This is a genomic window from Agrobacterium sp. SUL3, from assembly GCF_001263295.1.
Lineage (GTDB): Bacteria > Pseudomonadota > Alphaproteobacteria > Rhizobiales > Rhizobiaceae > Agrobacterium > Agrobacterium tomkonis.
In genome coordinates this window covers 18,342-44,078 of record NZ_KQ414521.1, presented here as the reverse complement: position 1 = coordinate 44,078, position 25,737 = coordinate 18,342, and the positions used below count along the sequence as shown (strand labels likewise).

General features: G+C 57.9%; 24 protein-coding genes and 2 pseudogenes. 15 read left to right on the top strand and 11 right to left on the bottom strand.

The window, feature by feature from the left end; all coding sequences use genetic code 11:
• Positions 1 to 99: pseudogene (locus tag AKG12_RS30440) on the top strand (IS5/IS1182 family transposase); the annotation flags it as partial.
• Between the two features lie 94 nt (positions 100 to 193).
• Complete coding sequence (locus tag AKG12_RS26100) at positions 194 to 1,201, top strand: IS110 family RNA-guided transposase (protein WP_052821096.1); 1,008 nt, start codon at positions 194 to 196, stop codon at positions 1,199 to 1,201.
• A gap of 274 nt (positions 1,202 to 1,475) precedes the next feature.
• On the opposite strand, the gene scpB is transcribed toward AKG12_RS26100, so the two are convergent.
• The 5 genes from scpB to AKG12_RS26075 all read right to left on the bottom strand — a co-directional run bounded on the left by scpB (position 1,476) and on the right by AKG12_RS26075 (position 7,251).
• Positions 1,476 to 2,180, bottom strand: coding sequence for an SMC-Scp complex subunit ScpB (gene scpB / locus AKG12_RS26095; RefSeq protein ID WP_052821095.1), 705 nt, complete (start codon positions 2,178 to 2,180; stop codon positions 1,476 to 1,478).
• A 2-nt stretch (positions 2,181 to 2,182) separates the two neighbouring features.
• Complete coding sequence (locus AKG12_RS26090) at positions 2,183 to 3,136, bottom strand: DUF1403 family protein (RefSeq protein WP_052821101.1); 954 nt, start codon at positions 3,134 to 3,136, stop codon at positions 2,183 to 2,185.
• Positions 3,137 to 3,623: 487 nt separating this feature from the next.
• On the bottom strand, positions 3,624 to 4,739 hold the full coding sequence (locus AKG12_RS29785; RefSeq protein ID WP_082179056.1) for a TniQ family protein: 1,116 nt from the start codon (positions 4,737 to 4,739) through the stop codon (positions 3,624 to 3,626).
• A complete protein-coding gene (locus tag AKG12_RS26080; RefSeq protein ID WP_197283360.1) occupies positions 4,736 to 5,668 on the bottom strand; it encodes a TniB family NTP-binding protein in 933 nt (310 codons plus the stop codon). The genes AKG12_RS29785 and AKG12_RS26080 overlap by 4 nt, the downstream gene beginning before the upstream one ends.
• Positions 5,665 to 7,251, bottom strand: a complete 1,587-nt coding sequence (locus AKG12_RS26075; RefSeq protein ID WP_285277971.1) for a TnsB C-terminal domain-containing protein — start codon at positions 7,249 to 7,251, stop codon at positions 5,665 to 5,667. Before AKG12_RS26075 ends, AKG12_RS26080 begins: the two co-directional genes overlap by 4 nt.
• Positions 7,252 to 7,446: 195 nt before the next feature.
• On the opposite strand from AKG12_RS26075, the gene AKG12_RS26070 reads away from it, so the two are divergent.
• The gene (locus tag AKG12_RS26070; RefSeq protein ID WP_156316093.1) at positions 7,447 to 8,586 is read left to right on the top strand and encodes a site-specific integrase; all 1,140 of its coding nucleotides are present in this window, start codon (positions 7,447 to 7,449) and stop codon (positions 8,584 to 8,586) included.
• A 684-nt stretch (positions 8,587 to 9,270) separates the two neighbouring features.
• Positions 9,271 to 9,490 (top strand): annotated as a pseudogene (locus AKG12_RS31130) (recombinase family protein); the annotation flags it as partial.
• 158 nt (positions 9,491 to 9,648) lie between these two features.
• On the opposite strand, the gene AKG12_RS26065 reads toward AKG12_RS31130, so the two are convergent.
• The 5 genes from AKG12_RS26065 to repA all read right to left on the bottom strand — a co-directional run bounded on the left by AKG12_RS26065 (position 9,649) and on the right by repA (position 15,287).
• Positions 9,649 to 10,353, bottom strand: coding sequence for a hypothetical protein (locus AKG12_RS26065; protein ID WP_052821091.1), 705 nt, complete (start codon positions 10,351 to 10,353; stop codon positions 9,649 to 9,651).
• 82 nt (positions 10,354 to 10,435) lie between these two features.
• The gene (locus AKG12_RS26060) at positions 10,436 to 11,362 is read right to left on the bottom strand and encodes a hypothetical protein (protein WP_052821090.1); all 927 of its coding nucleotides are present in this window, start codon (positions 11,360 to 11,362) and stop codon (positions 10,436 to 10,438) included.
• A gap of 254 nt (positions 11,363 to 11,616) precedes the next feature.
• A complete protein-coding gene (gene repC, locus AKG12_RS26055; protein WP_052821089.1) occupies positions 11,617 to 12,834 on the bottom strand; it encodes a plasmid replication protein RepC in 1,218 nt (405 codons plus the stop codon).
• A gap of 173 nt (positions 12,835 to 13,007) precedes the next feature.
• Positions 13,008 to 13,967 carry a plasmid partitioning protein RepB gene (gene repB / locus AKG12_RS26050; protein ID WP_052821088.1) on the bottom strand — a complete coding sequence of 320 codons (960 nt, stop codon included), beginning with the start codon at positions 13,965 to 13,967 and terminating at the stop codon, positions 13,008 to 13,010.
• 120 nt (positions 13,968 to 14,087) lie between these two features.
• The gene (gene repA / locus AKG12_RS26045) at positions 14,088 to 15,287 is read right to left on the bottom strand and encodes a plasmid partitioning protein RepA (RefSeq protein WP_052821087.1); all 1,200 of its coding nucleotides are present in this window, start codon (positions 15,285 to 15,287) and stop codon (positions 14,088 to 14,090) included.
• 371 nt (positions 15,288 to 15,658) lie between these two features.
• Here repA and trbB point away from each other — a divergent pair, with 371 nt between their 5' ends.
• The 11 genes from trbB to trbI are packed head-to-tail and all read left to right on the top strand — an operon-like array spanning position 15,659 to position 25,186.
• On the top strand, positions 15,659 to 16,624 hold the full coding sequence (gene trbB / locus AKG12_RS26040) for a P-type conjugative transfer ATPase TrbB (protein WP_121557963.1): 966 nt from the start codon (positions 15,659 to 15,661) through the stop codon (positions 16,622 to 16,624).
• The gene (locus AKG12_RS26035; RefSeq protein ID WP_052821085.1) at positions 16,614 to 17,006 is read left to right on the top strand and encodes a TrbC/VirB2 family protein; all 393 of its coding nucleotides are present in this window, start codon (positions 16,614 to 16,616) and stop codon (positions 17,004 to 17,006) included. Before trbB ends, AKG12_RS26035 begins: the two co-directional genes overlap by 11 nt.
• Positions 16,999 to 17,298 carry a conjugal transfer protein TrbD gene (locus tag AKG12_RS26030; protein WP_052821084.1) on the top strand — a complete coding sequence of 100 codons (300 nt, stop codon included), beginning with the start codon at positions 16,999 to 17,001 and terminating at the stop codon, positions 17,296 to 17,298. Before AKG12_RS26035 ends, AKG12_RS26030 begins: the two co-directional genes overlap by 8 nt.
• Before the next feature lie 10 nt (positions 17,299 to 17,308).
• Positions 17,309 to 19,744, top strand: a complete 2,436-nt coding sequence (locus tag AKG12_RS26025) for a conjugal transfer protein TrbE (RefSeq protein ID WP_052821083.1) — start codon at positions 17,309 to 17,311, stop codon at positions 19,742 to 19,744.
• Complete coding sequence (gene trbJ, locus AKG12_RS26020) at positions 19,737 to 20,546, top strand: P-type conjugative transfer protein TrbJ (protein WP_052821082.1); 810 nt, start codon at positions 19,737 to 19,739, stop codon at positions 20,544 to 20,546. Before AKG12_RS26025 ends, trbJ begins: the two co-directional genes overlap by 8 nt.
• Positions 20,540 to 20,716: an entry exclusion protein TrbK gene (gene trbK, locus AKG12_RS26015; protein ID WP_052821081.1), complete on the top strand. Its 177-nt coding sequence runs from the start codon at positions 20,540 to 20,542 to the stop codon at positions 20,714 to 20,716. Before trbJ ends, trbK begins: the two co-directional genes overlap by 7 nt.
• Positions 20,717 to 20,750: 34 nt before the next feature.
• Positions 20,751 to 21,899 (top strand): P-type conjugative transfer protein TrbL, encoded by a 1,149-nt coding sequence (gene trbL / locus AKG12_RS26010; RefSeq protein ID WP_285277974.1) that lies wholly within the window; start codon positions 20,751 to 20,753, stop codon positions 21,897 to 21,899.
• Positions 21,900 to 21,920: 21 nt separating this feature from the next.
• Positions 21,921 to 22,583 carry a conjugal transfer protein TrbF gene (locus AKG12_RS26005; RefSeq protein WP_052821079.1) on the top strand — a complete coding sequence of 221 codons (663 nt, stop codon included), beginning with the start codon at positions 21,921 to 21,923 and terminating at the stop codon, positions 22,581 to 22,583.
• Positions 22,584 to 22,597: 14 nt separating this feature from the next.
• The gene (gene trbG, locus AKG12_RS26000; RefSeq protein ID WP_052821078.1) at positions 22,598 to 23,428 is read left to right on the top strand and encodes a P-type conjugative transfer protein TrbG; all 831 of its coding nucleotides are present in this window, start codon (positions 22,598 to 22,600) and stop codon (positions 23,426 to 23,428) included.
• 3 nt (positions 23,429 to 23,431) lie between these two features.
• On the top strand, positions 23,432 to 23,878 hold the full coding sequence (trbH, locus tag AKG12_RS25995; RefSeq protein ID WP_052821077.1) for a conjugal transfer protein TrbH: 447 nt from the start codon (positions 23,432 to 23,434) through the stop codon (positions 23,876 to 23,878).
• Positions 23,879 to 23,893: 15 nt separating this feature from the next.
• Positions 23,894 to 25,186 carry an IncP-type conjugal transfer protein TrbI gene (gene trbI / locus AKG12_RS25990; protein WP_052821076.1) on the top strand — a complete coding sequence of 431 codons (1,293 nt, stop codon included), beginning with the start codon at positions 23,894 to 23,896 and terminating at the stop codon, positions 25,184 to 25,186.
• 6 nt (positions 25,187 to 25,192) lie between these two features.
• Here the strand turns inward: trbI and AKG12_RS25985 are convergent, their stop codons facing one another.
• Positions 25,193 to 25,504 carry a hypothetical protein gene (locus AKG12_RS25985; protein ID WP_052821075.1) on the bottom strand — a complete coding sequence of 104 codons (312 nt, stop codon included), beginning with the start codon at positions 25,502 to 25,504 and terminating at the stop codon, positions 25,193 to 25,195.
• Between the last annotated feature and the right edge of the window lie 233 nt (positions 25,505 to 25,737).

The window sequence follows — 25,737 nt, the reverse complement described above, 5'->3', positions numbered from 1 at the left end:
CTCAAAGACTGGCGGCGTGTCGCTACGCGCTACGACAGATGCCCAATGGTCTTCCTCTCCGCCATCGCTCTCGCTGCGACCGTTATCTTCTGGCTATGAGCAATGAGTCATCGGGTAATTTGTGGCTGCCTCCCTCGGACCTGAAAGATGGGTCACACTTCTGGCTATCCAAAGCTGAAGGAAGGAAGCAGCCATGACGTATTATGCCGGACTGGACCTGTCGATGGAAACCACGCAGATCTGCATTGTTGACGAGACTGGTAAGAAGGTCGCCTCGATGAAGGTCGAGAGCCGTCCTGATATGATCGCATATGCATTGCGCGAAGTCGGCGACGTCGAACGAGCTGTAATAGAAACCGGACGTATGTCGCCGGCGATCTGCCATGGCTTGCGTGCTCTGGATATTCCCATTGTCTGCATCGATGCCCGGCAGGCACATCAAAGCCTAAAGGCATTGAAGGCCAATAAAACCGATCCGCATGACGCAGCCGGCCTGGCCCAACTGGCCAGAACCGGGTTCTACAAGGAAGTGCACGTCAAATCTCCTGCGGCGCACGGCGTGCGAAGCATCATTACGACACGCAACCACCTGGTCGAATCTCGAGTTCGCCTCGACAACATGATCCGCGGTCTTTGTGCGACCTTCGGCTTCAAGCCCGGGCCTGGCCAAGGCAAGGCGTTTATTGATCGGGTGATGGAGGCAGCTAAAACACCCGGTTTGGGCCAAAGCATCACCGCACTGCTTGCAGTGAGAACAGGCCTGACGGCGCAGATCAAGGAGATGGATCGGGTTTTACGTGAGCTCGCTCATGGATCGCAATCCTGCCGGCAACTCATGAGCATCCCCGGTGTCGGTGTGCAAACGTCTGCTGCTTTTGTCGCTGCCGTTGATGAAGTCCGCCGCTTCCGACAATCACGCACTGCCGGTGCCTACTTTGGCCTCGTCCCCAAACGTCATCAATCAGGAGAAATCGATTTGACGGGGCGGATCACCAAACAAGGTGACAGCACGGTGCGGAAACTCCTCTACGAAGCGGCCAACTCGATCCTCACACGCAGTCGTGGGAGCTTCCCGCTCAAGGGCTGGGCAATGAAGATCGCCAAGCGGCGTGGACTGCGGAAGGCACGGGTGGCGCTGGCGCGTCGTCTTGCCGTCATCATGCATGCCATGCTGCGCGATGGCACTTTGTTCGAAGCATGAGGTGAGATAAGATTATTTGCCAGCGGTGAAGCCGGATAGCTGATCCGAGGGCGGTGTCCCGAGAGGGAACGCAGGGACGAACGATCTGCGAAGGTTACCGGATGGGCCAGAAGCCCGCATCGAGTCAATGCAACGTTCGACCTTGTGAAACCCGATAAAGCACGATCGCTGCCTGCAGCCATCAGTGCGGACAGATCCTTGAAACCCTCAAGGGACAACACCGCCAAGCTCTGCAAATTACAGATCCTAACCCTAGCGATCGAACCAAAGACGGCTAACTAGGGTCAGCGTCAGCTTCATCGTTCTCGTCACCTGGATCGTTGATGAAAGCTTCTGATCCGATTCTACTGCTAAGAAGGCCCGCATCTTCCAGTGCCTCGATATTCGGCATGTCGCGCAGCGTATCCATGCCGAACGCCGAAAGAAAGTGTGGCGTCGTCACATAGGTATATGGCGCGCCTGGCGTCGGGCTCCGTGGCCCGGAGCCGACGTAACCGCCACTCCGCAAATTACCGATGACGTCGCGGCTGACCTCCTTGCCAAAAATCTTCGACAGTTCGCCGCGGGTCACCGGCTGGAAATATCCCACCGCCATCAGCACCATCGCCTCGAACTCGGAGAGGGCTGCTGCCCCTCCCCGGGTTGGCGCCGAAGAAGACCGGATCGTCTCGGCGAAACGGGGCCGGGTCCGGTGCTGCCAGCCGCCGGCAACCGACACCAGTTCATAGGGCCGGTCTCGCAGTTCCTCGATGAGATCGTCTATCAGCAGATCGATGCTGCAGTTTTTTCCCACCACCCGCGCCAGCGTCTCACGGTTGACCGGCTCGGCTGAGGCAAAGATCACCGCCTCGACCCGCATCATCCATTCCCGCCAGCGCAGCTCCGGCGGCAGCTCTTCGAGCTCCCGATCGTACAGGACCTCTTGCTGTCGATCCTTCGCTTGACGCCGGTTGGCTTTGGCTGTGCTCGCTCCCGCCATCGTCACAACCCGAAAATCCGGAAGGAGGAGCGGCCGGAGAGCTCGCGCACCGCCTCGAAACTTTCGAGCCGGTCGAACAGACGGTTGGCCGCCCATCGCGAAAGACTGCTGCCGGGAGCCGAAGCGGCGATCGCATCCTCGTTCAGCAACTTGCGGATCACCGCTTCGGCGCCCTTGGTTCGCACTTTCGGCGCCACGGCCAGCAACCGAGCGGCGCGGCGATCAATCTCGACGGCGGAGCGTAGTGCGGTCTCGACGCCGCTAACCAATGCCAGACAGACGGCCTTCGAATAGGCCGGTTCGCCGGGCCGGACGCGACCACGACCACCGATGGTGCGGAACGCCGGGCCAAAACGCTCGGGCAGCAGCAGCGGCACGGGTTTCGGCCAGTTCAGCTTTTGCGCCAGCACGAGCTCGGCGAGGCCAAAGGCCAGCGCCTCGGCGTCCGGGCGAACGGCAGAGATCGCCGTTATAAGGTCCGCCACCGCGAAGGGTGTTGCTCGCCCGGACTGATTTGCAGAATCGACGATGTCCGGGATCGAGGCAAGGTTGTTGTCCCACGTCATCCCTAGCAGCGCGACAAGCTCCTTAACAAACGGTGTGGCGAGCGTCCCAGTCCGGCGCGCCAGGATTCGTGTGGCCAAAAACAGCTTTCCAGCCGGGCCGGGATCATCGCCAGAAGACGTCAGCAACACCGCGTCGCGGATTGCAGTTTCTTCCTCGCTGCGACCAAGCATTCGGGCGGCAATGGCGGCGGATTTCAGGGCAAGGCGATCGCGCCAGCAGCCGAGCCATGGCGGTTCGGCGCGGACCAGATCGTCTAGCGTTTTCAGGGCGATACCGGCGGCGAATGCCGCGTCCGCCTCGCCGGTATCCTGTCGGCGCGACAGGGTCCAGTCCGGCAGGCGGGGCGGCCAGGTCGGCGTAATTGCCGGTGCGGTCAGAAACGAATCCATGCGGACGATCATAGAGAACGCGTGCGGTTTAGACCAGACTTTTCCCATAAAACCGCACGGCCTGTCGTTGGATAAAGACGAACGATAATCTTGCATTATCGGACGTCTTTGCTAGTCTTACTGGATCCGCGACTGTCGTTCGCGTTTAACCGCCGGACAGCTCATTTTCAGCGTTTTTTGTCGTTGGTTTCGCGCTCATTGAGCGGACTGGTATTGCGCTTGATCAGCGAACTGCGGTGAGGCGACGCGTTGCATTCAATCCTAGCCGGTACGGACCGCAGTTACGGCAAAACGACGGGATGATCGAGAGCGCACTCCTCCGAAAATCACCGCTCTCGCTGATTTCGGCCATAGACGCCCGTGTAGCGATCTTTGTTGCCTGATGATCAACGTCTCGTCCTGACCCTCGAAACGCACTGCATGGCCATCTGTGTGACTCGATTTTTCGAGCTCCCGCCCCTTTAAGCGGCTTTCCGACCGCAGGTCATTAATCTTTGGAGAGCGCTGTATCGATCAGCCGTCCCCGAGCCCTGTCGCGTTTGCGCTGCGGCAGCTGTTGCGCGGCAATCCATGCGGGGTCGGACAAGATCTGGTTGGCCAAATGCTCATATTCCGCCGGACTGCGCAGCGAAGAGCTGGCAACGCGAGGTCGAGGCGGCAGCGATTGCTCCCGTCGTAATATCGCACGACGCGTCACGCGACTGGATATCTCCGAGGTTGGTCGGGTGCCAGTGGGCTCGGCGCCGAACACATCGCTCAGAGCAAGCAACGTGATGAAGCGCCACCTCACGGGTAGATGACCAAGCGGCGCTTTGATACCGACTGCCTGCCGAACCTCGAAAGGACAGCGCCAACCGGCCTCATTCAACCAGAGTGCCAATGCCGGACGCGCGGCCCCCGGACGATCGAGAGGCGCCCAGAGCGTCGCAAGCGCGTGCTCGAGCCACTCACATCCGCGGCTTTCACCATCGATGCTGCTTTCGATCTGTCTCTGGATCGTCAGCACTGCTTTCATCAGATCGGCGTCCTGCCTCGCGATGCCCTCCCCTCCCCTGTCGACAAGAACGGCTTCGCAACGGCTGCAGACCGCGCATGCCCGTCCTTCGCGCAGGCGGAACGCGATGGAGAGATGATGGCAACACGTGGTGCAGCGATCGTGAAGAAGCTGGCCATGCACAGGGCAAATGCAATGCTCGGCGAGCGACCAATCAGCCCGTATCCAAGCGTCGCGGCCGGTAACATGATCGGATGCTAGACAGGCAAGGCAGACCGGCGGTGTTCTAATCGTCGCGGCAGACGCCCAGTCCGGTCCCCTCGACACATACCAAGAATCCGGGCGTTGCGGATGCCGTTGGCGCAAGGATAGTCGCCGCAGCTGATCCGGATCGATACTGCAACTACGGCCCCACTGCTCAACGAATTCGTCGGCCGGACACCTATCATCGACGGGCTGAAACGGCGAAAAGTTTTCGCCATCGTCGGCCAGCCAGCCGGCGAGCGCTTGATGCGTAAGGCCGAAGCGACAGGCCACTCGTGCGAGCCACGACGAAAGTAGTTCGTCGCGATAGGGTCGCGGCGCGACGGGCAGATGCCGGGCCGTCATACACCCACCTGTTGCGGCCTGCGAGACACGCGCCGCCCGGCCGACTGCGTCATCGAAACGAGGGGCAGAACCAGGTCATCGCCGAAGCTCTCCAGGTCAAGCCGTTCTTTTCCCGATCGCACGGCTTCCTCGGCCGCCATCTCGATCAGCCGGAAAATCCGCGCGGTCACGCCGCTGCTGAGCATATGGATTCTCGCGCGCACCGCGTCGCTTTCGAGATAGGAGGGAGCGCGTAACGGCAGGATCCGGGCCAGGCTCTTCAACAAAGCCGCAAAGACGTGATCGTTCTTCCATGGCTTGAGATGAAACGCTTCGAAGCGCTCGGCGAGCTGTGCATCGGTCAACAGCGCCTGCCGCGCCAGATCGGTCCCGGCGCAGACAAGCGGCACTTTTAAATCGTTGGCGAGAAACCGCAGGGCGTTCAGAAAGATCCGCTGTTGCCGATAGGTGCCGGCCAGCATGCCGTTGACCTCGTCGAGCACAATGGTCCTGGCACCAACGGTTCGCAACAACGATCGGCAAATGTCCTTCTCGCGGGCGAGTGTGCCGCCAATGAGCGCAGGCGCCTCAAGGCTTGCCAGCAATTCGCGGTAGAGGTCGCGCTCCACCGGCTCCGATGGCACCTGCGCCACAACGACCGGTCTGGTGGTCACGCCGGTTGCCTGACAGAAGGTGGCCGGATGCGAACGCTGGAATTTGCGGATGATTTTGGTCTTGCCCATGCCGGTGTCGCCATAGATCAGAAGGCAAGGCATGCGGTCTCGAGCCGGATAGGCAAGCATCGCGTTCAGACGCGTCATTGCCGCTTCGGCCTGATCAAAGCCAATCCAGCGGTCGGCCTTGATCCAGGCAATGCGCTCATCATCGGGGAGCGCGGCGTAACCGCGATATCGCACGTCGAGGTGATCGTAGGCCCCCTCCCCTCTCACGACCATTCCTCCACGGGAAAGATTGGCACCCTACTCCAATCGATCGGCCGGTCGTCCTGAACCTGCACCGGTTCAGCGGGAACTGGCGATCGGTTTGGCTTGGCGGCACCAAGTGCCCGATCGCGTTTCTCGGCGAGTTGACGTGCTGCTTTGGTGCGGCGGGTCGCCTCATCCACCAAGGCGCGCTGCGCCTCGATCGTCTCGAAAATCAGCTGCTCGTCCACAAGTGCTACACCGCGCTCACGCAAAGCCGCCTGTGCGCGGCGGTGCTCGCCAAGCGTGATCGGTGGGCGTCGAAGGTCGGCAAATCGGATCGGCCATTGCGCACCATCAGGTCCGCGCACAAAAACCGTCGAGAGATCGCGCGGATCGTAGGAGATACGTAGCTGCCTATCGAGTCGGCCGGCCCAGATACTCAGCACGTCATCCCAGTAGCGCAGACCGAAAAGATGGATCCCGTCCCTTCGTACCAGTCGGTCTACACTTGGCAGGAAATCGATCATGAAGCCGGCAAGGTCGTGGGGTTGCCGGACAGGCCGCACGCGCCGCGCAACCGCTTCGCGCCATGCCGCAAGCGGCGGTATCCCCAAGGCACCATGCCGATCGGCGTGGTAGCGCGTGATCTCGAGCGCTATCCAGCGCTCCAGCTCATCCAGGGTCATCGCTGCGTTGGCGGTTGAATCGTACTCGCCCCTGTCCTTTACATCGCTGAACGTCGTGCCAGGCAAGAGGTGGACCGCACCCATCATCGTTCCTATCAATCGTTCGATATGACCGCCGTAATGTGGTGTGGCGCGAGGCCGGTGGATGAGTTCCACCCCGTACTCTTCGGCTCCACGCTTCAGGGCGCGTGCTCGAAACTCCTTGGCGTTGTCGAGGTGAATTGCATCGGGGAAACCAGAGACCGGCCATTCGCCACCAATTCCCATGCCAGCCAACCACTGCTCCTTTGGCTGCACGCAATTCTGGATCGCAAGTGCCACCGAGATGCTCGACGGCGCCTCCAGCGTCAGGTGGAAGCCTGCGATCATACGGCTTGCAATATCGATCGCGAGCGTCAGCCACGGTCTCTGCAGTGGCTTTCTGTATTCGCGATCAACGACGATGATATCGGCCAGCGTGTGGTCGATTTGGACAATGTTGAGGGCGTATGCAGCCTCGTACTGCCTGGGAACTGCTCGGAAACGGTCGCTCGCCGCTTTCGGACCATTCCTCATCGCCATGAGGTCGGCTGGATCCATGGCAGCGATCCGCGCCTTCAAAGTCTGCCAGGATGGCACTCGCACACCACGCAAGCGACAAAGTCTGCGGACCTCCTTGTGCAACTGGTTGATGCTCACCTTCTGACGCGTCTTGTAGAAATCCCCCACTGCTTCCGCGATTACGGTTTCGGCTTCGTCCGGAAGCCGCCGACTACCGCGTCGCGTTCCGGCCTGCTGCGGCAGCAGCGAACTTGTGACAGGATTCTCCCGATATGCCCTGATCAGCTCGTAGAGCCGGGTGCGCCGAAGTCCGAGTTCCCGGCATGCGCGGTGGAAATCAGACCGGCCGGGGTGCGGGAGGGACACCAGCCTTCGGATCACGTTCTCTCTTGCAACTGCCTCGTTCCAGACAGCGTCATCGACAACATCTCTGTCAGGCTCGTGAACCACAGCTACCTCGCTGCAAAGTTCGTCCGTCGAATAACCGCGAAAAATACGCCAATTCGACTAGAATCCGGTCACAAACTGCGAATATGATTCGCTTCAGATCAGCAGCTTAGCGTCCGCCAATGAACCATGAATGACACCCAAATCATCGAGCAGAACAGCGAAATTCACGTCGAGGAGACCTCAGCGCCGTCTCTCAGCACAGCCTCCGGCGGTGATGTTTCCGCGCCGGAGGTGTCGGGCGACAGCCCCCTCCCCTCTCTCGCCGTTCAGGACCAGACGCCCGCCCATCTCGCAAGCCTTGCTGATCGCGCCCGGGGTTATGTCGAAGCCGCCAGCTCCGCCAATACCCGCAAGGCTTACGCTTCGGACTGGAAGCATTTTACCGCTTGGTGTCGGCGGTCCAATCTGGCTCCGCTCCCGCCACACCCGCAAACCGTCGGGCTCTACATCACCGCCTGCGCTTCCGGCACAGCTGAACGGGGCGCCAAGGCCAACTCCGTCTCAACCATCGAACGACGACTCTCCTCGCTATCCTGGAATTATGCCCAGCGCGCGCTCTCGCTTGATCGTAAAGACAGGCACATCGCCACCGTTATGGCCGGGATCCGCAACAGCCATGCCAGGCCGCCGGTGCAGAAGGAGGCGGTCATGGCCGAAGATATCATCGCCATGGTCGAGACGCTCGACCGCGGTTCGCTGCGCGGCCTGCGCGATCGTGCCATGTTGCTCATCGGTTTTGCCGGCGGCCTCCGTCGTTCCGAAATTGTCGGCCTCGATCTAAAGGCAGACCAGACTGAGGACGGCCGAGGCTGGATTGAGATCCTCGACAAGGGCATGCTTGTCACCCTGCGCGGCAAGACTGGGTGGCGAGAGGTCGAGGTGGGTCGTGGCTCGTCTGATGCGACGTGTCCAGTCGCCGCGATCGAGACCTGGATCAAGTTCGCCAAGCTGGCCCATGGCCCCCTCTTTCGCCGCGTCACGGGGCAAGGGAAGGCTGTTGGCTCGGAGCGTCTGAACGACAAAGAGGTGGCGCGGCTTGTGAAGCGGGCCGCAATGGCCGCAGGCGTTCGCGGCGATCTCAGCGAGATCGAGCGCGCCTTCAAGTTCTCCGGTCATTCCCTTCGCGCTGGCCTTGCCTCCTCGGCCGAGGTCGACGAACGCTACGTCCAAAAACAGCTTGGCCATGCTTCCGCGGAGATGACCCGCAGATATCAGAGACGACGTGATCGGTTCCGCGTGAATTTGACCAAGGCTTCAGGGCTTTAGCTGGCCCCCTCCCCTCCTCCGCGTGAAATTGTAAGGGGAGATTTTGATGTCGGAATTCTCGCTTAGCGTTTCAATTGAAATCGGGAGCTAAAAACCACACCCCTGCCTCGGACATCGGCCGCAGCAGGCTCTGGATGGGCAATTTGGTTAGATCGTAAGACATTGAATTTATGGTAAATGATTCGTTAAGCGAAAGCCATATCCCAGTTACGGTTCCGTACCTCTCACAAATGTGCCCGCGGCGGCTCACCGCCGATAAGTATCCCTTATCGATACTAGTTGATTTCGGGTCGCAAATCACACATGTCGGTCGGCCTAGATCAGCGGAAACGCCTGGTTTTCCGGCCATTCAGGCAGGTTTCGACTTGGATCGGCGGAATTGCGGTGGATACAAGAACCGAGGCGAGCGGCCCTCTCCTCTCGAGCGAGCGCGGATTTCCCTGCAATCGCTGCCTTGGTCAACGCTTCTTACCCCTCCCCTCTCTCCGAACACCCTAGTTTCCGGAATTTCCGCCACGGATGGCCGCCAGCACGCGTTTCACGCTAGTTGCGACCAAGATCCCGCTCAACATCAGATTTCGAGTCTGACGGGGCTGCATTTACCCTATAAAACACGCTTGCAACTGGTCATTTTCTCGCACATTATTTATTTGTACAAACCACCAGAAAAGCGCGCGAAAAACCATGGCAAAACGGCAAGTCGCTAATCCATCGCCCGCCACAAACCGTCTTATCGGCTACGCGCGTGTCTCGACCGACGATCAGGTCCATGATGCGCAGATGGACGAACTGCGCGCTCGCCGGCTGCGAGCGGATTTTTCAGGAGCACGGATCTGGTGCATCACGGGCTTGGCCGGTGTTGACCAGACTGATGGCGGATCTGACTGCTGGCTACGTGCTTGTCGGCCCCTGAACATTAAAGGGGCACAGATATACGGTAGGCGTTTATCTGGCTCTGGTATCTATGGGAATAAGTATCCTGGAATCCAGCATTAAGTGGCTGAACTACCGTCCGCCGGATAGTCGCCTGGACGTAAGCATTGCAAGTTCATAGAGCCTTCATTACTGGTCGCGTATCAAAACGAAACCTTCTACAGCAATACGAAGCCGCCAGCCAGACCTCCAAAGTCGGTAGGTCATTTCGTAGATTTTGTCTAAGTTCATATCGAACATAGCGGCCGTGATCCAATCGCGCAGTTGGTAATCGTTGCCTGCCGAAGCGTATAACGGTTCGGTCAGAAACAATTCTGCGGCAACAGAAGGCAGTTCTGTCTCTGCAACGGGTTTCAGCAAGTTCCGCTCGAAGAGGTAAGATATGTCGTCGGTTCGGGACAGCAGTTCCTGCGCATCTATGTTATTGCTATCTATAAAATCGATTTTGTCCCAATCGACGTCTACGTCGGGATTAGCATTGATGGCGTGCTGTGCAATTTGCAACGCAAGGTCATGGGCCGCTGCCTCTTTGAGTGGCGTTACATCTTCAGTCAGGAAAATTTCGAAGCGCCGCTGCATCTCCGCTCCCTCTGGAAACAAAGCAAAGCAAGATCGCCGGGATTCCCTAATGGCTCTGGATAGAACAAAAATCAGACGATAGTCAGATTGTATGTTTTCAGGAAGTTGGTCGGGGCGCTCAAATTCATCAATAGCGCATAGTACCGGATCTCGATCAAATACCTTATGCCACTCACCCTGCCATTCGTGCAGTTTCTGCTTGATCCAGGCGTTTTGTCTAATGCGTTGCGTTTCCAGATCGAGTGGGGACTTCATGAATTAACTCTCATGCTTTCAATACCTAAAGATCTACCTTGTGGCGTGGACCACGAAGACGTGGCCGGCTTCAGGATTGTGACTAAGTTTTGATTTTCCGGTTCGCCAAGGCGTATTTCGCAGCATTGGCCGACCATTCGTCGGATTGGTCCCGGGCTTCGATTTCAGCCTCGGCAATCGGTGTCACACGGATCAATAGAACTGACCCGAAGGGTAAATCCTCAATCCTGCGACGATCGCGGCTGAGAACAATCCGGGTCATCGGACTATATTTGTCTGTAAGGCGGCAAAACAGGATTGCTCCGTGTTTTTCAACATCGGCAGCCACCCGATAGCCGTCTGCAACGAGATCGCCCAAGCTTATTAATAAATAAGCCCATTCATCGATCTGCTTGCTGGTGATAGCCAATGCATCGAATTCCATGAACAGTTCGCATTCGACACCATTTTCCGGCTCTGCGACGCCGGCCCAGGGCGTTGAGAGGCCATCTGTGGCCAGCATCAATTTGGTGGTGGTCTTGATGGCGAGCACCCGCCGATGCGGCCCGAACCATTTTGTCTGGTTGTGAGCGTTTGTACCACCTCGTTCAGCAGCAAAACCTTCGGGCACCTCGCCAAGCGTCTTCCAGAATGCCCGCCTCGCGATAGCCGCAGCCTCATAAATCGTGCTTTCAGGACCGCGCGGCACGATCGCCTCCTCGAAGATTGTTTCAACCGTTACACGGCCCCGCGTGAACGGTATTTTCGATCTTGTCCAACGAACAACAACCTTGTTGAAGGGCTGTATGCGTGATGTTTCGAGTTTGTTGACAACGTTCCGGATCGCCTGACTGGCGTTGTCACCCGCTGCAACGTACTCCCCTTCGGCGTCCAAATAGCCTCCGGATTGCGAGGAAACTCCGGCCTGTTGCGTGGTAGCGAACCATTCTCCCCTGATCGCTTCAGCTGGTGCTTTGTCCAGAACGAGGCGTAAATCCCTTACCGCATCAGTAATCAAATATGCCGTCATGCCACTGCCAGGATCTCATGAATTTGGCTTTTCTTGCCGGGAGCCTTTGACCGTCAGATCATATCTCCCCCCGATCGGACGAAAAGGAAGAACATCTTACGGGTAATACCGATTTATACACAGAGGTCGACCACTTTCTTCTCCGGTTTGCCCGTTGCGACTGCGAAGTGATCGAAAGTTTCCGGCTGGCAACTATCCAGCTTTAGATATAATAATCAATGGTTTAAGTGACTTTTCGAAAAGTTTTCCCGGTTTCATGCAGATATTCCGCCTTGAACCTGGCTTGCCCTCAACAGGGCAAACAACATGGGACCCAGTGAAAACTCGCCGCGGCGGGCCTTTGCAGTTAAATCCCGAAGATATCCCCCGGCCGAATTGATTTGCCCAGCCCGCTCATAGATGCAAGCGACCGCAATGGCAGCGCCAGCCTGCCCCATCACCTCACAGGCATCTTCGTAAGCCGAGGGGCTGACCCCCAGCATCGATCTCACCGTCACCGCGGCGATCATCATTTCCCGCCAGCTTCCAATCGCCCCCCCATCGCCGAAGGGCACAATTTCCGGGCAGGCCCGCAGTACCATCGACAATGGAAAGACTTCGGGTACGTCTTTCCTCTTGCCTTGCTTTTCTGGCGCAGACTTTTCGCCCTGCTTCTTTTCGAAGCTAGGTTCAAGTTCATTGCAAGATTCGGTATTTGAATTCTGTATGTGGCACCTGTATGCGATGGCATTGCCATCGTTTTTTGTGATTTCTTCTTGTGTTTCCAACATCCTGGAGACTTCCTCGTGCAGAAGCGTCATCTCCTCAAGGCTCGCGGCGATGTCTTGGATAGTGGGACGGCGTGCGAAACGTCCTACAATCTCAATGAAGCAGTCCTCTACTCCGCGCCAATCGCCCCTAAGCTTCTCTTCCATCCCAACGCTGATAAGCTTGCGCACATCGCGCCGGACGATCGTCAGGCGATCCTTCATGATACGAAACCGCCTCTGTTCAGCAGCTACGTCCTGGGCAAGCGCGGCAAATTCACTCGCGCGGGCTAGAAGCGGCGCCAAGCTGAACCCATAAGCATCCTCGATATCGCCCTTTTCGCCTTTGCGGGCATAGCGTTTACCGTTGGGACTATCCTTGCGAATGATAATTCCTGCCTCGACAAGAGCACTGAGGCATTTCCGCAGTGTCGTGCCGGCAATGCCATTCGCTCTAGCTGAAAGCTGGGCATTTGAAGGGAAGACGACAAGATTTCTTTCGCTGCTCAGTTCTGCAACCGGGAAGAATGACAAGAGTGCGTTCAAAACAGCCAGGGCTCGATCCTGAAGGCCGAGACGCGTCCGAGCATCGCCCACATCACGAAACACACGCCACTTATCTACCTTAGTGTCCGCGACGTCCTTCTCCGTCTTCATCTGGCGTTGCACCAAGGCAAGCGTCATCGGCCGCCGCCCGAACGGCGTCGTTAAATATCCTGTTTCCATGTCCTTCACCTTTCACAAGGCAAAGAAAAGGCTACGCCGGTGCGGCGTTGACTCTTGACTGTGATTCCGGGAAGTGCGATTCTCTAAGCGACCAAACTGAGAGAGGCCTTCTGGAACACCGTTTCGGAGGGCTTTTTCTTTGCGCTAACGGTCCTTTCTTCGTTTCATCGGATCTACTGCTTCGCTTTTTTGAACGACGCGTAGATTTCTGGGAGGGCCGACATGAGGTAATCCCCGAATTCGGGAGCAGCCTTTTTATCGATCATCAGTGTCAGTGTGCGCTTGTCTTGCCGAAAAGTGGCCGCCTTGACGCCGTCCTCGGCTTGCCAGGTCTCCGCTCGAACTTTTTCCTTTTTTACCTTCTTCGGTGCAACAGCTTCGAATACGCGAGCGAAACGATCGTCAGATTGCAGGGCCTGCACAGCAGCTTCTGATAGCACTGCTCGCGCCTTCGAGACTGCCTCCTTGCTTTCGAGCCGCGAGGCCATTGCGTACCAACGGTCTCGTCCTGTTTTCGGCGCAGCGCCGATCGTCTCGATTATATCCTTAGGTAATAATGTTGCCGCCTGGATGAGCCGCGACAAATTGCTCTTATCGACGCCCAAAGCAGCCATGATGACTGGTCGGTCGAACCCGCTGGCTTCCAGCTCCGCAGCGTAAAGCGCCCGCTCTATGAACGAGAGATCCCGCCGCCCTGTGTTTTCCTGCCCTTGAGCTCGTACCAGTTCCTCGTCCGTCAGAGGTCTGACTGCTGCCTTGACGAGAACGCCGGCAGCTTTCACAGCTCTCAATCGACGGCGACCGTAGGCGACCTGGTATCGGCCGTCCGCAGTTGGATGTGGCCGAACAAGAATCGGGACCTGTTGGCCATTCTCGCGAATATTATGCGCGAACTCCTCGAAGTCTGCGTCATCCTCGGGCAGTCGATCCTTGACCGGCGGGGCATCCACCAATTCCGGGTCGAGCTCGGTGAATGACTGTGACTTGAGAAGTTCGATAGAGCGGGACACTGCCCCAATGGCACCTCGCGGCGCGTATTGAGGCGGCATCGCGTCTTGCGAGATGTTCCCCGTTGCCTCTTCCTCTGAAGCCTTTGATATTTTGAGATCAGAAAGTAGGTGCTTTCTAGCCATTTCTCGCTCCTGTTATGAGCGCGAAATCCGCCTCTCGGGCAAGATTTTCACGGCTAATTTCAAGAAAGTTTCCGGCTGGCAACTCTCTTGTCAAATGGGTTGTGTTGCAGCGCCAGGAGGTCATGCTTTGCGACCCCAAGATGTATTGATAAGCTGCTCAATTTCCTTGTTCACATTATCGAGCGACTCCATCGCACGGTCGTAGGTTGCTCTGGTGAACTGATCCCGGCTGACTTCGTAGAGCGTCTGTTTGGTGATGCCCGCGTCAGAGATCGCCGTGCTCTTCAGCATCGGGTGGTTGAGGACGTGATCGCCAAACATGGTTCGCATGAAAGAAACCATCTGATTTTGCGGGCCATCACCGGGTTCGTAACGAGTCACAAGGTAGCGCATCCAGTCATAATTCATGCTGCCACCAGCGTCAGCGACGACGCTCAAAAGCTCGGAGGTCATCAGCAGGAACTGGCACATGGACATGACATCAAGCATCTGTGGATGCACGGTTACGAGCACGGCCGTAGCTGCACAGAGCGCCGAAATAGTGAGAAAGCCAAGCTGCGGAGGGCAGTCAACCACTACAACATCGTAGTCGTCCGCTACGGAAGATATCGCCTCGTCCATACGGGTGAAGAAGATATTCTTCCGATCGTTCGAGCCGAGGACTTTTGCAGTATCATGCTCAAACTCCATGAGTTCGAGATTGCCGGGGACTAGGTCGAGATTTGTGAAATACGTCTTTTTGATCACGTCTTTCAGCGGTCGACGCTCGCTATCATAGCGCACCGCACCATAGAGGGTCTCGTTGTCGTTCACATCGAACTCGGGCTGGAAACCATGGAGCGCCGACATACTTGCCTGCGGGTCGAGGTCGATCGCAAGTACTCTATATCCATGAAGGGCGAGATACTGAGCAAGGTGTGCGGCTGTCGTGGTCTTGCCCGAGCCGCCCTTGAAATTCACTGCTGTAATGACTTGAAGATGCTCACGACCAGAGCGGCGCGGCGAATAGCGGCGATCACTTTTGCCGTTCTCGTCCAAATACTCACGGAGTGCCTGGATGGTTTCGACAGAATAGGATCGGCGGTTGTTTTTACCAATTTCGGGCTGAGGACCTTTGCCATCGATCGACAAATGGCGCAAGTATCCGTCGTTGACGCCGATCAGTTCCGCAGCCTCGGTCGATGAGAAAGAACGCAGCGTCTTGCGAGCCTCCGGGGGATAAAGTTTCACACGATGTTCGTGCAGCGCACCAGAAAGATCTCGTGCGTGCGCCGCTATCAGTTTATGGATAGCCTTCTGAAGCTGGGCGGGATTCTCCACATCGTCCTCTCGTACACACGGTAAATTTCGTAAACACACCTTTTTGCCGTCTATACGACAACCTATTTAGGCACGCATTGCAAGAACTTTAAGGTTAACAAAGTCTTAACTCCACGCGTACCTTTCGCAGCAATCTGTGACTCATTGATAGATTCCAGCGGCTTAACTTCACTTGCGAAGCTGAACGTCTTCAATCTTTTCTGTGACTCAATGGCGGAACAGGCAGTCACGGCAGATCACCGTACAAACGAATCAACGGAATTTTGAAGGAATCACTCGTGGCTCGCGAGGTGCAAATTTGCACCTCGACATCGCGGCGCGCTCGCGGTCTGTCTCCTCCCAGACACTCAAACGAGGGGACGATGTCAACCATGCTTCAATCGCACTCCCGCCTAGTCCGCAAACTGCAGGATGCGCTTGGTGAGCGCTTATGCGTCGCCCTAGACGACCCGACGGTGGTCGAAATCATGCTCAATCCGGACGGCAAGCTGTTCATCGAGCGGCTCGGGCACGGTGTCGCACCGGCAGGGGAAATGCAGGCGACGGCGGCGGAGACCGTCATAGGCTCCGTTGCCCACGCGCTACAATCGGAGGCCGATGGCGAACGCCCGATAATCTCGGGCGAGCTCCCGATTGGCGGACATCGATTCGAGGGCCTTCTTCCACCGGTCGTCAATTCGCCAACGTTCACGATACGCCGGCGCGCGTCCCAACTCATCCCGCTTGAAGACTATGTCGTGACCAAAGTCATGACTGAAGCACAAGCGTCGATCATCCGAAGCGCCATCAATAACCGGCTCAACATCGTGATTGCCGGTGGCACGGGATCCGGGAAGACGACCCTCGCAAACGCTGTGATAGCCGAGGTCGTCAAGACAGCACCGGAGGATCGAATGGTGATCCTCGAGGACACTTCCGAGATCCAATGCGCAGCAGAGAATGCTGTCAGCCTCCATACGAGCGATACCATCGATATGGCTCGGCTTCTCAAAAGCACTATGCGCCTCCGTCCTGACCGGATCATTGTCGGCGAAGTGCGCGACGGTGCAGCTTTGACCCTGCTGAAGGCCTGGAATACCGGCCACCCGGGCGGCGTAACAACCATCCATTCCAACACGGCTATGTCTGCCCTTCGCCGCCTGGAACAACTGACCGCTGAAGCAAGCCAGCAGCCGATGCAGGCCGTGATTGGAGAAGCTGTTGACCTGGTGATCTCGATCGAACGTTCGGGGCGGGGGAGGCGGGTGAGAGAGGTCCTCCATGTCGAGGGCTTCAACGGTTCTCGCTACCAAACCGAACATTATCCGCAAATCGATGAGGACAGCCATGCCGCATAAACGTCTGCTTCGCCTGGGAATTCTAACTGCCTTTATCGGCATCTCGCTGGCCGCGCCGGTGTTTGCCAGTTCCGGAGGCAGCTTGCCCTGGGAGGGGCCGCTTGAGCAAATCCAGGAATCAATTACCGGGCCAGTAGCAGGGTACATCGCACTGGCCGCCGTCGCTATAGCCGGTGGCATGTTGATCTTCGGTGGCGAGCTCAACGATTTCGCGCGACGCCTCGTGTATGTGGTGCTCGTTGCGGGAATTCTTCTCGGTGCCACCACGATCGTTGGTTTGTTCGGCGCAACTGGCGCGTCGATTGGCATTCCCACGGTCGCCGGAAAGATGGAGCTGCCACCGGCGAGAAACCTGGAGAGCGGGGAGGAGGCCAATGGCTGAGGCCGGCACCACACTCCAGCGAAACCGTATCCATCGCGCGCTGTCACGCCCAAACCTCCTTATGGGAGCGGATCGAGAACTGGTTCTACTGACCGGGCTTGCATCGGTCATCCTCATTTTTGTGGTGCTGACCCTCTACTCAGCTTTATTCGGAATGGCGATCTGGATCGTCGTTGTCGCAGCGCTCCGAATGATGGCGAAAGCCGATCCACTCATGCGGCAGGTCTATGTGCGGCACATGCGCTATCGGGCGCATTACCTGCCGACATCGTCTCCTTGGCGAAGCTTCTGAGGGTCGCAACATGGTGGCACTGCGCACGTTTCGATCAACTGGCCCGTCCTTCGCCGATCTCGTCCCTTATGCCGGGCTGGTCGATAACGGCATCCTGCTTCTAAAGGACGGCAGCCTGATGTCCGGATGGTACTTCGCGGGTCCTGATTCCGAGAGCGCGACCGACTTCGAGCGCAACGAGCTGTCCCGGCAAATCAACGCCATTCTTTCGCGGCTGGGATCCGGCTGGATGATCCAGGTGGAGGCCGTTCGCGTTCCGACGACCGAATACCCGTCAGCCGAGCGAAGCCACTTCCCCGACACAGTCACCGCTTTGATCGATGACGAAAGGCGTCGGCATTTCGAGAGGGAGCAGGGGCATTTCGAGAGCCGACAAGCGCTGATCCTAACCTACCGGCCACCGGAACGGCGGCGGAGCGGCCTGACCCGCTATATCTATGCAGATAGTGAAAGCCGAACGGCGAGCTATGCCGACACCGTCCTTGATACGTTCCGGCAGTCGATCCGGGAGATCGAGCAATACCTCGGCAACGTGGTGTCGGTGCAGCGCATGCAAACCCGCGAAGTGAGAGAGCGCGGCGGAGAACGGATCGCGCGTTATGACGAGCTTTTCCAGTTCATTCGATTTGCCATCACTGGCGAGAACCACCCCGTTCGTTTGCCGGAAATTCCCATGTATCTCGACTGGCTCACAACCGCCGAACTTGAACACGGCCTGACACCTCGGGTCGAAAATCGCTTTCTCGGCGTGATCGCCATTGACGGCCTACCGGCCGAGAGCTGGCCGGGGATACTGAACAGCCTTAATCTCATGCCGCTCACCTACCGCTGGTCCTCGCGCTTTATCTTCCTCGATGCTGAAGAAGCCAAGCAGCGCCTCGAGCGTACACGCAAGAAATGGCAGCAGAAGGTTCGGCCGTTTTTTGACCAGCTTTTCCAGACGCAGTCCCGATCGATAGACCAGGATGCCATGTCCATGGTCGCCGAAACGGAGGATGCAATTGCTGAAGCGTCCTCGCAGCTTGTCGCTTATGGCTATTACACACCCGTTATTGTTCTGTTCGACGAAAGCCGCGAGGTTCTCCAGGAAAAAGCCGAAGCCGTTCGCCGGTTGATTCAGGCCGAAGGCTTCGGCGCTCGCATCGAGACACTCAATGCGACGGATGCTTTTCTCGGCAGCCTGCCCGGAAACTGGTACTGCAATATACGAGAGCCCTTGATCAACACGCGGAACCTTGCCGATCTCGTGCCGCTCAATTCTGTCTGGTCAGGGAGCCCCACCGTTACCTGCCCATTCTATCCACCTGACGCCCCACCGCTGATGCAAGTGGCATCGGGCTCAACACCGTTTCGACTGAACCTCCATGTCGACGACGTCGGCCATACCCTGATCTTCGGGCCGACCGGCTCGGGCAAATCGACGCTATTGGCGTTAATCGCGGCTCAGTTCTGCCGTTACGGGGAAGCTCAGATTTTCGCCTTCGATAAGGGAAACTCGATGCTGCCTCTTACTCTTGCTTCCGGTGGCGATCATTATGAGATTGGCGGTGATGCAGGGGAGGGGGCACATCTTGCTTTCTGCCCTCTGTCGGAACTTTTGACAGAAGGCGACCGCGCGTGGGCATCCGAATGGATTGAGACGCTCATCTCTCTTCAGGGTGTGACGGTCGCGCCCGAACATCGAAATGCCATCTCCAGACAGATCGGCCTGATGGCATCGGCACCCGGCCGCTCGCTGTCAGACTTCGTCAGTGGCGTCCAGCTGCGCGAAATCAAGGATGCGCTTCATCATTACACCGTCGATGGCCCGATGGGGCAGCTCCTCGATGCCGAAGCCGATGGTCTAACGCTTGGCCGCTTTCAGTGTTTCGAGATCGAGCAACTCATGAACATGGGTGAGCGCAATCTCGTGCCGGTCCTGACCTATTTGTTTCGCCGAATTGAAAAACGCCTCGACGGACGGCCGAGTTTGATCATTCTCGACGAAGCCTGGCTGATGCTTGGTCATCCGGTGTTCCGCAACAAAATCAGGGAATGGCTGAAAGTGTTGCGCAAGGCGAACTGCGCAGTCATCCTCGCTACGCAATCCATCTCGGATGCGGAACGCTCGGGTATCATAGATGTCCTGAAGGAATCCTGCCCGACGAAGATCTGCCTGCCCAATGGTGCGGCCCGCGAGACCGGCACCCGAGAATTCTATGAACGTATCGGCTTCAACGAACGTCAGATCGAGATTGTGGCCACCGCCATCCCGAAGCGGGAATATTATGTGACGTCGCCGGATGGACGGCGCCTCTTCGACATGGCGCTCGGTCCGGTCACGCTATCCTTCGTCGGCGCCTCCGGGAAATCCGACCTTGCGCGCATTCGGGCGCTCCAATCCATCCATGGCAAAGAATGGCCCAGGCAGTGGCTCATCGAAAGGGGGATTAATCACGATGTGTAGTGCAAAGCACTCATCTAGCGCGGTATGGGCGGCCGCTTCTGTCGCCCTTGCTATCGGCGTGATCACTACCCCGACGATGTCGTATGCTGGCGCGGCTGCCGGGGGAGCAAAGGAGTGGACGCAGCTCCTCAACAACGCCGAGCTCGTCTCTCTGGTCGGTCAGTCGGGCACGCAGATCGAAAATCAGATTACCCAAATCACGCAGCTTGCCGAGCAAATCCAAAATCAGCTGAATATCTACAGGAACATGCTGCAGAACACCGCCCAGCTCCCGAACCACATTTGGGGGCAGGTTGAGAGCGATCTCAACAGCCTTCGTAGCATTGTCGACCAGGGACAAAGCATCTCATTCTCAATGGGCAATGCCGACGACGTCCTTCAGCAGCGGTTCAAGAGCTATGCGGACCTGAAAACCAATCTGCCTAATGCTGAATCCTTCTCGAGCACCTACCAGTCCTGGTCGGACACGAACCGGGACACGATCGGCAGCACGCTGAAGGCGGCAAGCCTGACAGCGGATCAGTTCGACACGGAGGAGGGAACGATGAGTTCGCTGCGATCCATGTCGGAGTCGGCCGACGGCCAGATGAAGGCCCTCCAAGTCGGACACCAGATCGCAGCCCAGCAGGTGTCCCAGATGCAGAAGCTGCGCGGCTTGGTTTCCCAGCAAATGACAATGATGGGGACATGGCTTCAGACTGAGCAAACGGACAAGGACCTTGCCCAGGCGCGCCGTGAGGAATTCTTCAAATCAACTGCGCCATCAACATCCGGCGGTGAAAAGATGAAGGTGGAATGGTGAGAACGAAACTGATCTTGGCCATCCTCGCCGCAGTCATCTCTCTGGGAGCAACGGGAACTTGGTTCCTGATCTCAGAGAGACAGGAGGCAAAAGAGCGGCACGAAAAGTTCTTCGGTTCCACGAAGGAGTATCCGACGTCGGGCGGAGAAAAGATGAAAATCGAATGGTGACCGCATGACCTCTGAATTTCAGAAGATCAGGGGCATGGCGATGCTCGTCGTATTCATCGTCATATCGTTCCAGCCCGCAATAGCGCAGGAGGGTTCGGTGCTTACCGCCCTCCAGAACGAGATCACCACTGCAGCGAAAGGGTGGGAGACCACGGTCATGGATGCGGCCAGATCCCTGTTCTGGATCCTCGCCGGGATCGAGATCGGGATAGCTGCTGTTTGGTTGGCGCTTCAGGCTGCCTCGCTCGACAGCTGGTTTGCCGAACTGGTCCGACGCATCATGTTCGTCGGTTTTTTCGCGTTCGTCCTCACGCAAGGGCCGACCTTCGCCAAGGCCGTCGTCGACAGTTTGTTCCAGATCGGTGCAGATGGAGGCACGGCGTCACCAGCCGATGTTTTCAACGCAGGCTTGGCTGTTGCGACCAAGATGTCGGAAAAGGTGCAATTCGGCCTGTTCGAGGATAATGCGCTCGCCATCTCGGCGGCGTTTGCGATGGTCGTTACAGTCATCGCGTTTTCACTGGTTGCCGCGATCTTCGTGTCTGTGATGGTCGAAATGTATCTCGGCCTGCTCGCAGGCATGATCATGCTTGGCTTGGGCGGGTCGTCTTTCACTAAAGACTTTGCCGTCCGCTACCTTATCTACGCGTTCTCGGTCGGCATGAAATTAATGGCACTGGTCATGATTTCGCGGATCGGGTCCGAGGTCCTGATTGGCCTCGCGAACCGGCCTGATGTTGGCGACCAGTTCCAGACGGCTCTTGCGATCGCTGGCATCGCGGTCGTCGTATTTATTGTCGCAATGTATGTCCCGAATATTATCCAGGGGGTGGTCCAAGGCGCGTCAGTCACGGGCGGCATGGAAACCATCCGTCACGGTGGGCAGGCTGCTTCTTTTGCGCTTGGCACAGCATCTCTGGCCGCGGGCGCAGTCGGAGCTGGCGCTGCGGCGGCTCATTCGGCACGCGCTGCAGGATCCTCTGTAGCGGGAGCCGCACTACGTGGGATGGGCGCCGGGATTGGGTCGGCGGGGAAGGCTGCCGGGTCGGCAGCCAAGGAAAAGGCGATCGGTTCGCCTGGCGCTTATGCCGGATCGATCATGGGGCTCGCCAACGCGAAGCTCGATCAGAGCCGCACCGGGCAAAGCGGCCCCAAGCCGCCGCCCGAACGAAACGACAAGTAGTCAACAGGAAGGCAACAAGCGATGGCAGCGAACCAGCCGCCCGACACCCCTTACCTTGCCGCGCGGCAGGAATGGACGGAACGATATGGATCCTATGTCCAGGCGGCGCGCGCATGGAGGACCGTGGGCATTCTAGCATTATTGATGGCTGTGATCGGCTTCACCTATGCGCTTTACCTCAGCACGCAGGTCAAGCTGGTGCCTTACATCGTGGAGGTTGATAAGCTCGGCAATACAGTCTCCGGCGGCTTTCCCCAGCAGATCGAATACGCCGATACGCGCGTCGTTCGCGCCACTCTCGGCAATTTTATCTCAAGCTTCCGTTCGATCACACCAGATGCGGTTGTGCAGAAGCAGTACATCGACCGGACTTACGCACTGCTGAGAACCTCCGATCCGTCGACCCAGAAGGTCAATGCTTGGTTCCGTGGCAATTCCCCGTTCGAGAAGGCCGTGAACGCGACCGTGGCTATTGAAGTGAACAATATCGTGGCGCTCTCCAACCAAACCTACCAGATCGACTGGACCGAATATGAGCGCGACCGCAAGGGGAAGGAAACGGCAACGCGCCGGTTCCGCGGTATCGCAACCGTCGCGATCACTTCACCACAAGACGAAGCAACAATCCGGCTCAATCCGATCGGTGTCTATGTCACCGATTTCGACTGGACCGCGCAACTGTAAGGGCAGGGACTGCTATGGGGACGATCAACAGCAAAGTGGCCGCAGGATACCTTCTCGCTGCTGCAACGGCAATCGCGGCGGCATCTCCGGTCACAGCGCAAAGCCTGAACGGGAATGAGGTCAAAGGCACGGCTTTGTCCGGAAAGTGGCGTGGTCAATCGGGCCTTGTCACACGCGGGCCGGACGGAAAGGTCATCTTCCTGTTCGGCGAGACCCAGCCATCCGTGGTCTGCTCCCCCCTGCAAGTCTGCGACATCGAACTGCAGGGAGGCGAGATCGTGCGAGACGTCCTGGTCGGAGATACGGTTCGCTGGAAGGTTGAGCCGGCGACCTCAGGCGCCGCGGGTGGACAGGCGATCCATCTGATCGTCAAGCCGTCGGAACCGGGTCTCGTAACGTCTATGGTCGTTACCACCTCTCGTCGTACCTACCACATCCAGCTCAAGTCCCATCCGAGTCAGTATATGGCGCGCGTTGGCTTCGAATATCCGGAAGATGCGGCAACGAAGCTATCCGACATCAATGCCCGGATCCAATCCATGAGCGGTCCGGGCGGTGGCGTTCCCCCCGAGCAGCTTGCGTTCTCATATTCACTCAGCGGGAATGCTCCGTGGCGTCCAAAACGGGTCTACTCCGATGGGCAGAAGACTTACATCCAGTTTCCGAGAGTAATTTCCGGGCAGGACGCGCCTGTTCTCTTCGTCGTCTCTGGCGGTAAGAACCGGATTGTGAACTACCGCATGAAGAACGACATGATGATCGTCGACTACAACATCGACAGGGCAATCCTGATCTCCGGAGTCGGCTGGAGACAGCAAAAAGTCACGATCAGAAGGGGAGGGTGACCAATGCGGATGCGCCATTTTTTCCCAGCTGTCGTCCTTATCTGCCTCACAGGTTGCCAAACGCCCACCGATGGGCTCACTACCAGCGCTGCTCCAACAGATCTGAGCGGCCCGGCCGCAAGTGCCATTGCAGGCGATCTGGCGGGTCGCTTCGCCGAGCAGGCGGGATCGACCGCGACGCCGATCAGATTGCACAGGGACAGCTCTGACTTTGCGGTCGCTCTCGAGGCCGCATTAAAGGGCTGGGGCTACACGGTAGTGACGGACGACAAATCAGCAGGGACCGCGAATGCAACAAAGCCCATGGAGCTGGCCTACTCTCTTGCATCCTCGGACGGGCAGGTGCTTGCGCGACTGTCTACCGATCAACTCGAACTGGGCCGCGCGTATACCGTCTCCAATGGCATGGCTGCTCCCGCTAGCCCGCTTTCCCTTATGAAACGCAACTGACGGCGGAGATGGCTCATGGTTCAATCGCTCCAACTCGGTAACCCCAATCTTTCCGCCAACGACAAGGGTATGAAGCGATTGAACCGCGTCCCTTTGTTTGTGGGGATAGGTATCACCGTTCTTTTCCTCGCCGTTCTGGTCTACGGCCTATCCTCTCGAGGGCTTCGCTTCGGCCAACAGATGCCCCAGGAAGGGGGCGGCAACGCGCCTGCATCCAGTTTTGCCGAACAGATGAAGCGGGGCGTGGCGGATGGCATTATTGGCGATCGAGACGATCCGCCAAGATTTCAGCCTACCCCGATCCAACCCATTCAGGAAACCGCGCAACCAGTTTCAGCAGAGCCACGGACCGAGCCGCGGCAACCAGCACGCACTCAGATGGAATCCGACGAGGAGTGGAATGCACGCATGTTGCGGGAACAGCGTGAACAGATCGCACGCGAACAACAGCGGCAGCGCATGGCGAGCCTGCAAGCAAAAGCAGCAGCCCTCGATTCACCGCTGACAATCGACATATCCGAGGTCGACAACACCGGATCGGGATCGGCTGGCATGTCACGAAGAGCGCAGCCGATCGGTGGAGCATCCGATCTGTACGCGGCGGCACTGCAAGCGGCTGCCGGTGGCCAGGTCGGCGATCAAAACAACCAGGCATCCAAGGAGGACTTCTTCAATTCCGATATCAAGGACCTCGGCTATTTACCCAACCGGGTCGTGCCACAGCAATCCCGCTACGAGCTCAAGCGGGGATCGGTGATCCCGGCAACGCTGATCACCGGCATCAATTCCGATCTCCCCGGCCGGATCACCGCGCAGGTCAGCCAGAACGTCTACGATAGCGCCACGGGTCACTATCTGCTGGCTCCCCAGGGAACGAAGCTGTTCGGTCGCTACGATAGCAAGGTATCTTTTGGCCAGAGCCGCGCGCTTGTGGTCTGGACTGACATTATTTTCCCGAATGGTTCAACACTTCAGATCGGAGGGATGGCTGGCACGGATGCCGAGGGCTACGGCGGCTTCCATGACAAAGTCGACAATCACTATCTGCGGACATTCGGCTCGGCGGCGCTCGTCGCCTTGATTGGAACCGGTATCGACATGTCCTTGCCGGAGAGTTCTACCCTTGCCACCCAGGACACGGCTTCCGACGCCGCGCGCAGGAATTTCGCCGAAACGTTTGGACGGGTGGCGGAACAAACGATTTCCAAAAACCTGAATGTTCAACCAACCATCAAGATCAGACCCGGGTATCGTTTTAACGTGATGGTCGACCAGGACGTGATCTTTCCTGGCATCTACGCGGACTAACCCCCGTCAATTGGCCATAACTGGCTTGATGCCATCACCTGCAAGAAGGCGAGCAAGAGCTTCGTAGTCTCGGCGATGCAGTAACAGGTGTTTCGTCCTGGGGATGACGAAGACGTCCGGAACGGGCAGCAACCTTGCTTCTTCCCCATCGATTGAGGCGTGCGCCTGTCCCAGGGGCGGATACGCTGGGTCCGCGGACCGGGCAAAATAGGTCGTGGTGCCGTCGGTACCCGGCATCATCCAGAAACCCTCGTCGGTTCGGGAGAGGATACCCTTCAGCAAATCGTCGATCGCCGAACCCGCGCCCATAGTTGCCATAAGTTTATCTCCGCTCCTTGAGTGAAAGACCCAGAACTCGCATCGGGGGCGAAAGGAGACAATGTGCAAAACTGCAGTGGAAGACTCGTCTGCCACCCGCTATAAGCGGCGGTGAGGCAGTACGCGCTGCCTCCGGGCTTTGTAACCCGAAGAACACCGGTTTGGTGCTCGCCGTTAGAGCGCCGAATTCCTCGATCTATGGTCGGGGAGCCGTGGACGTATGTCCAGGTTCC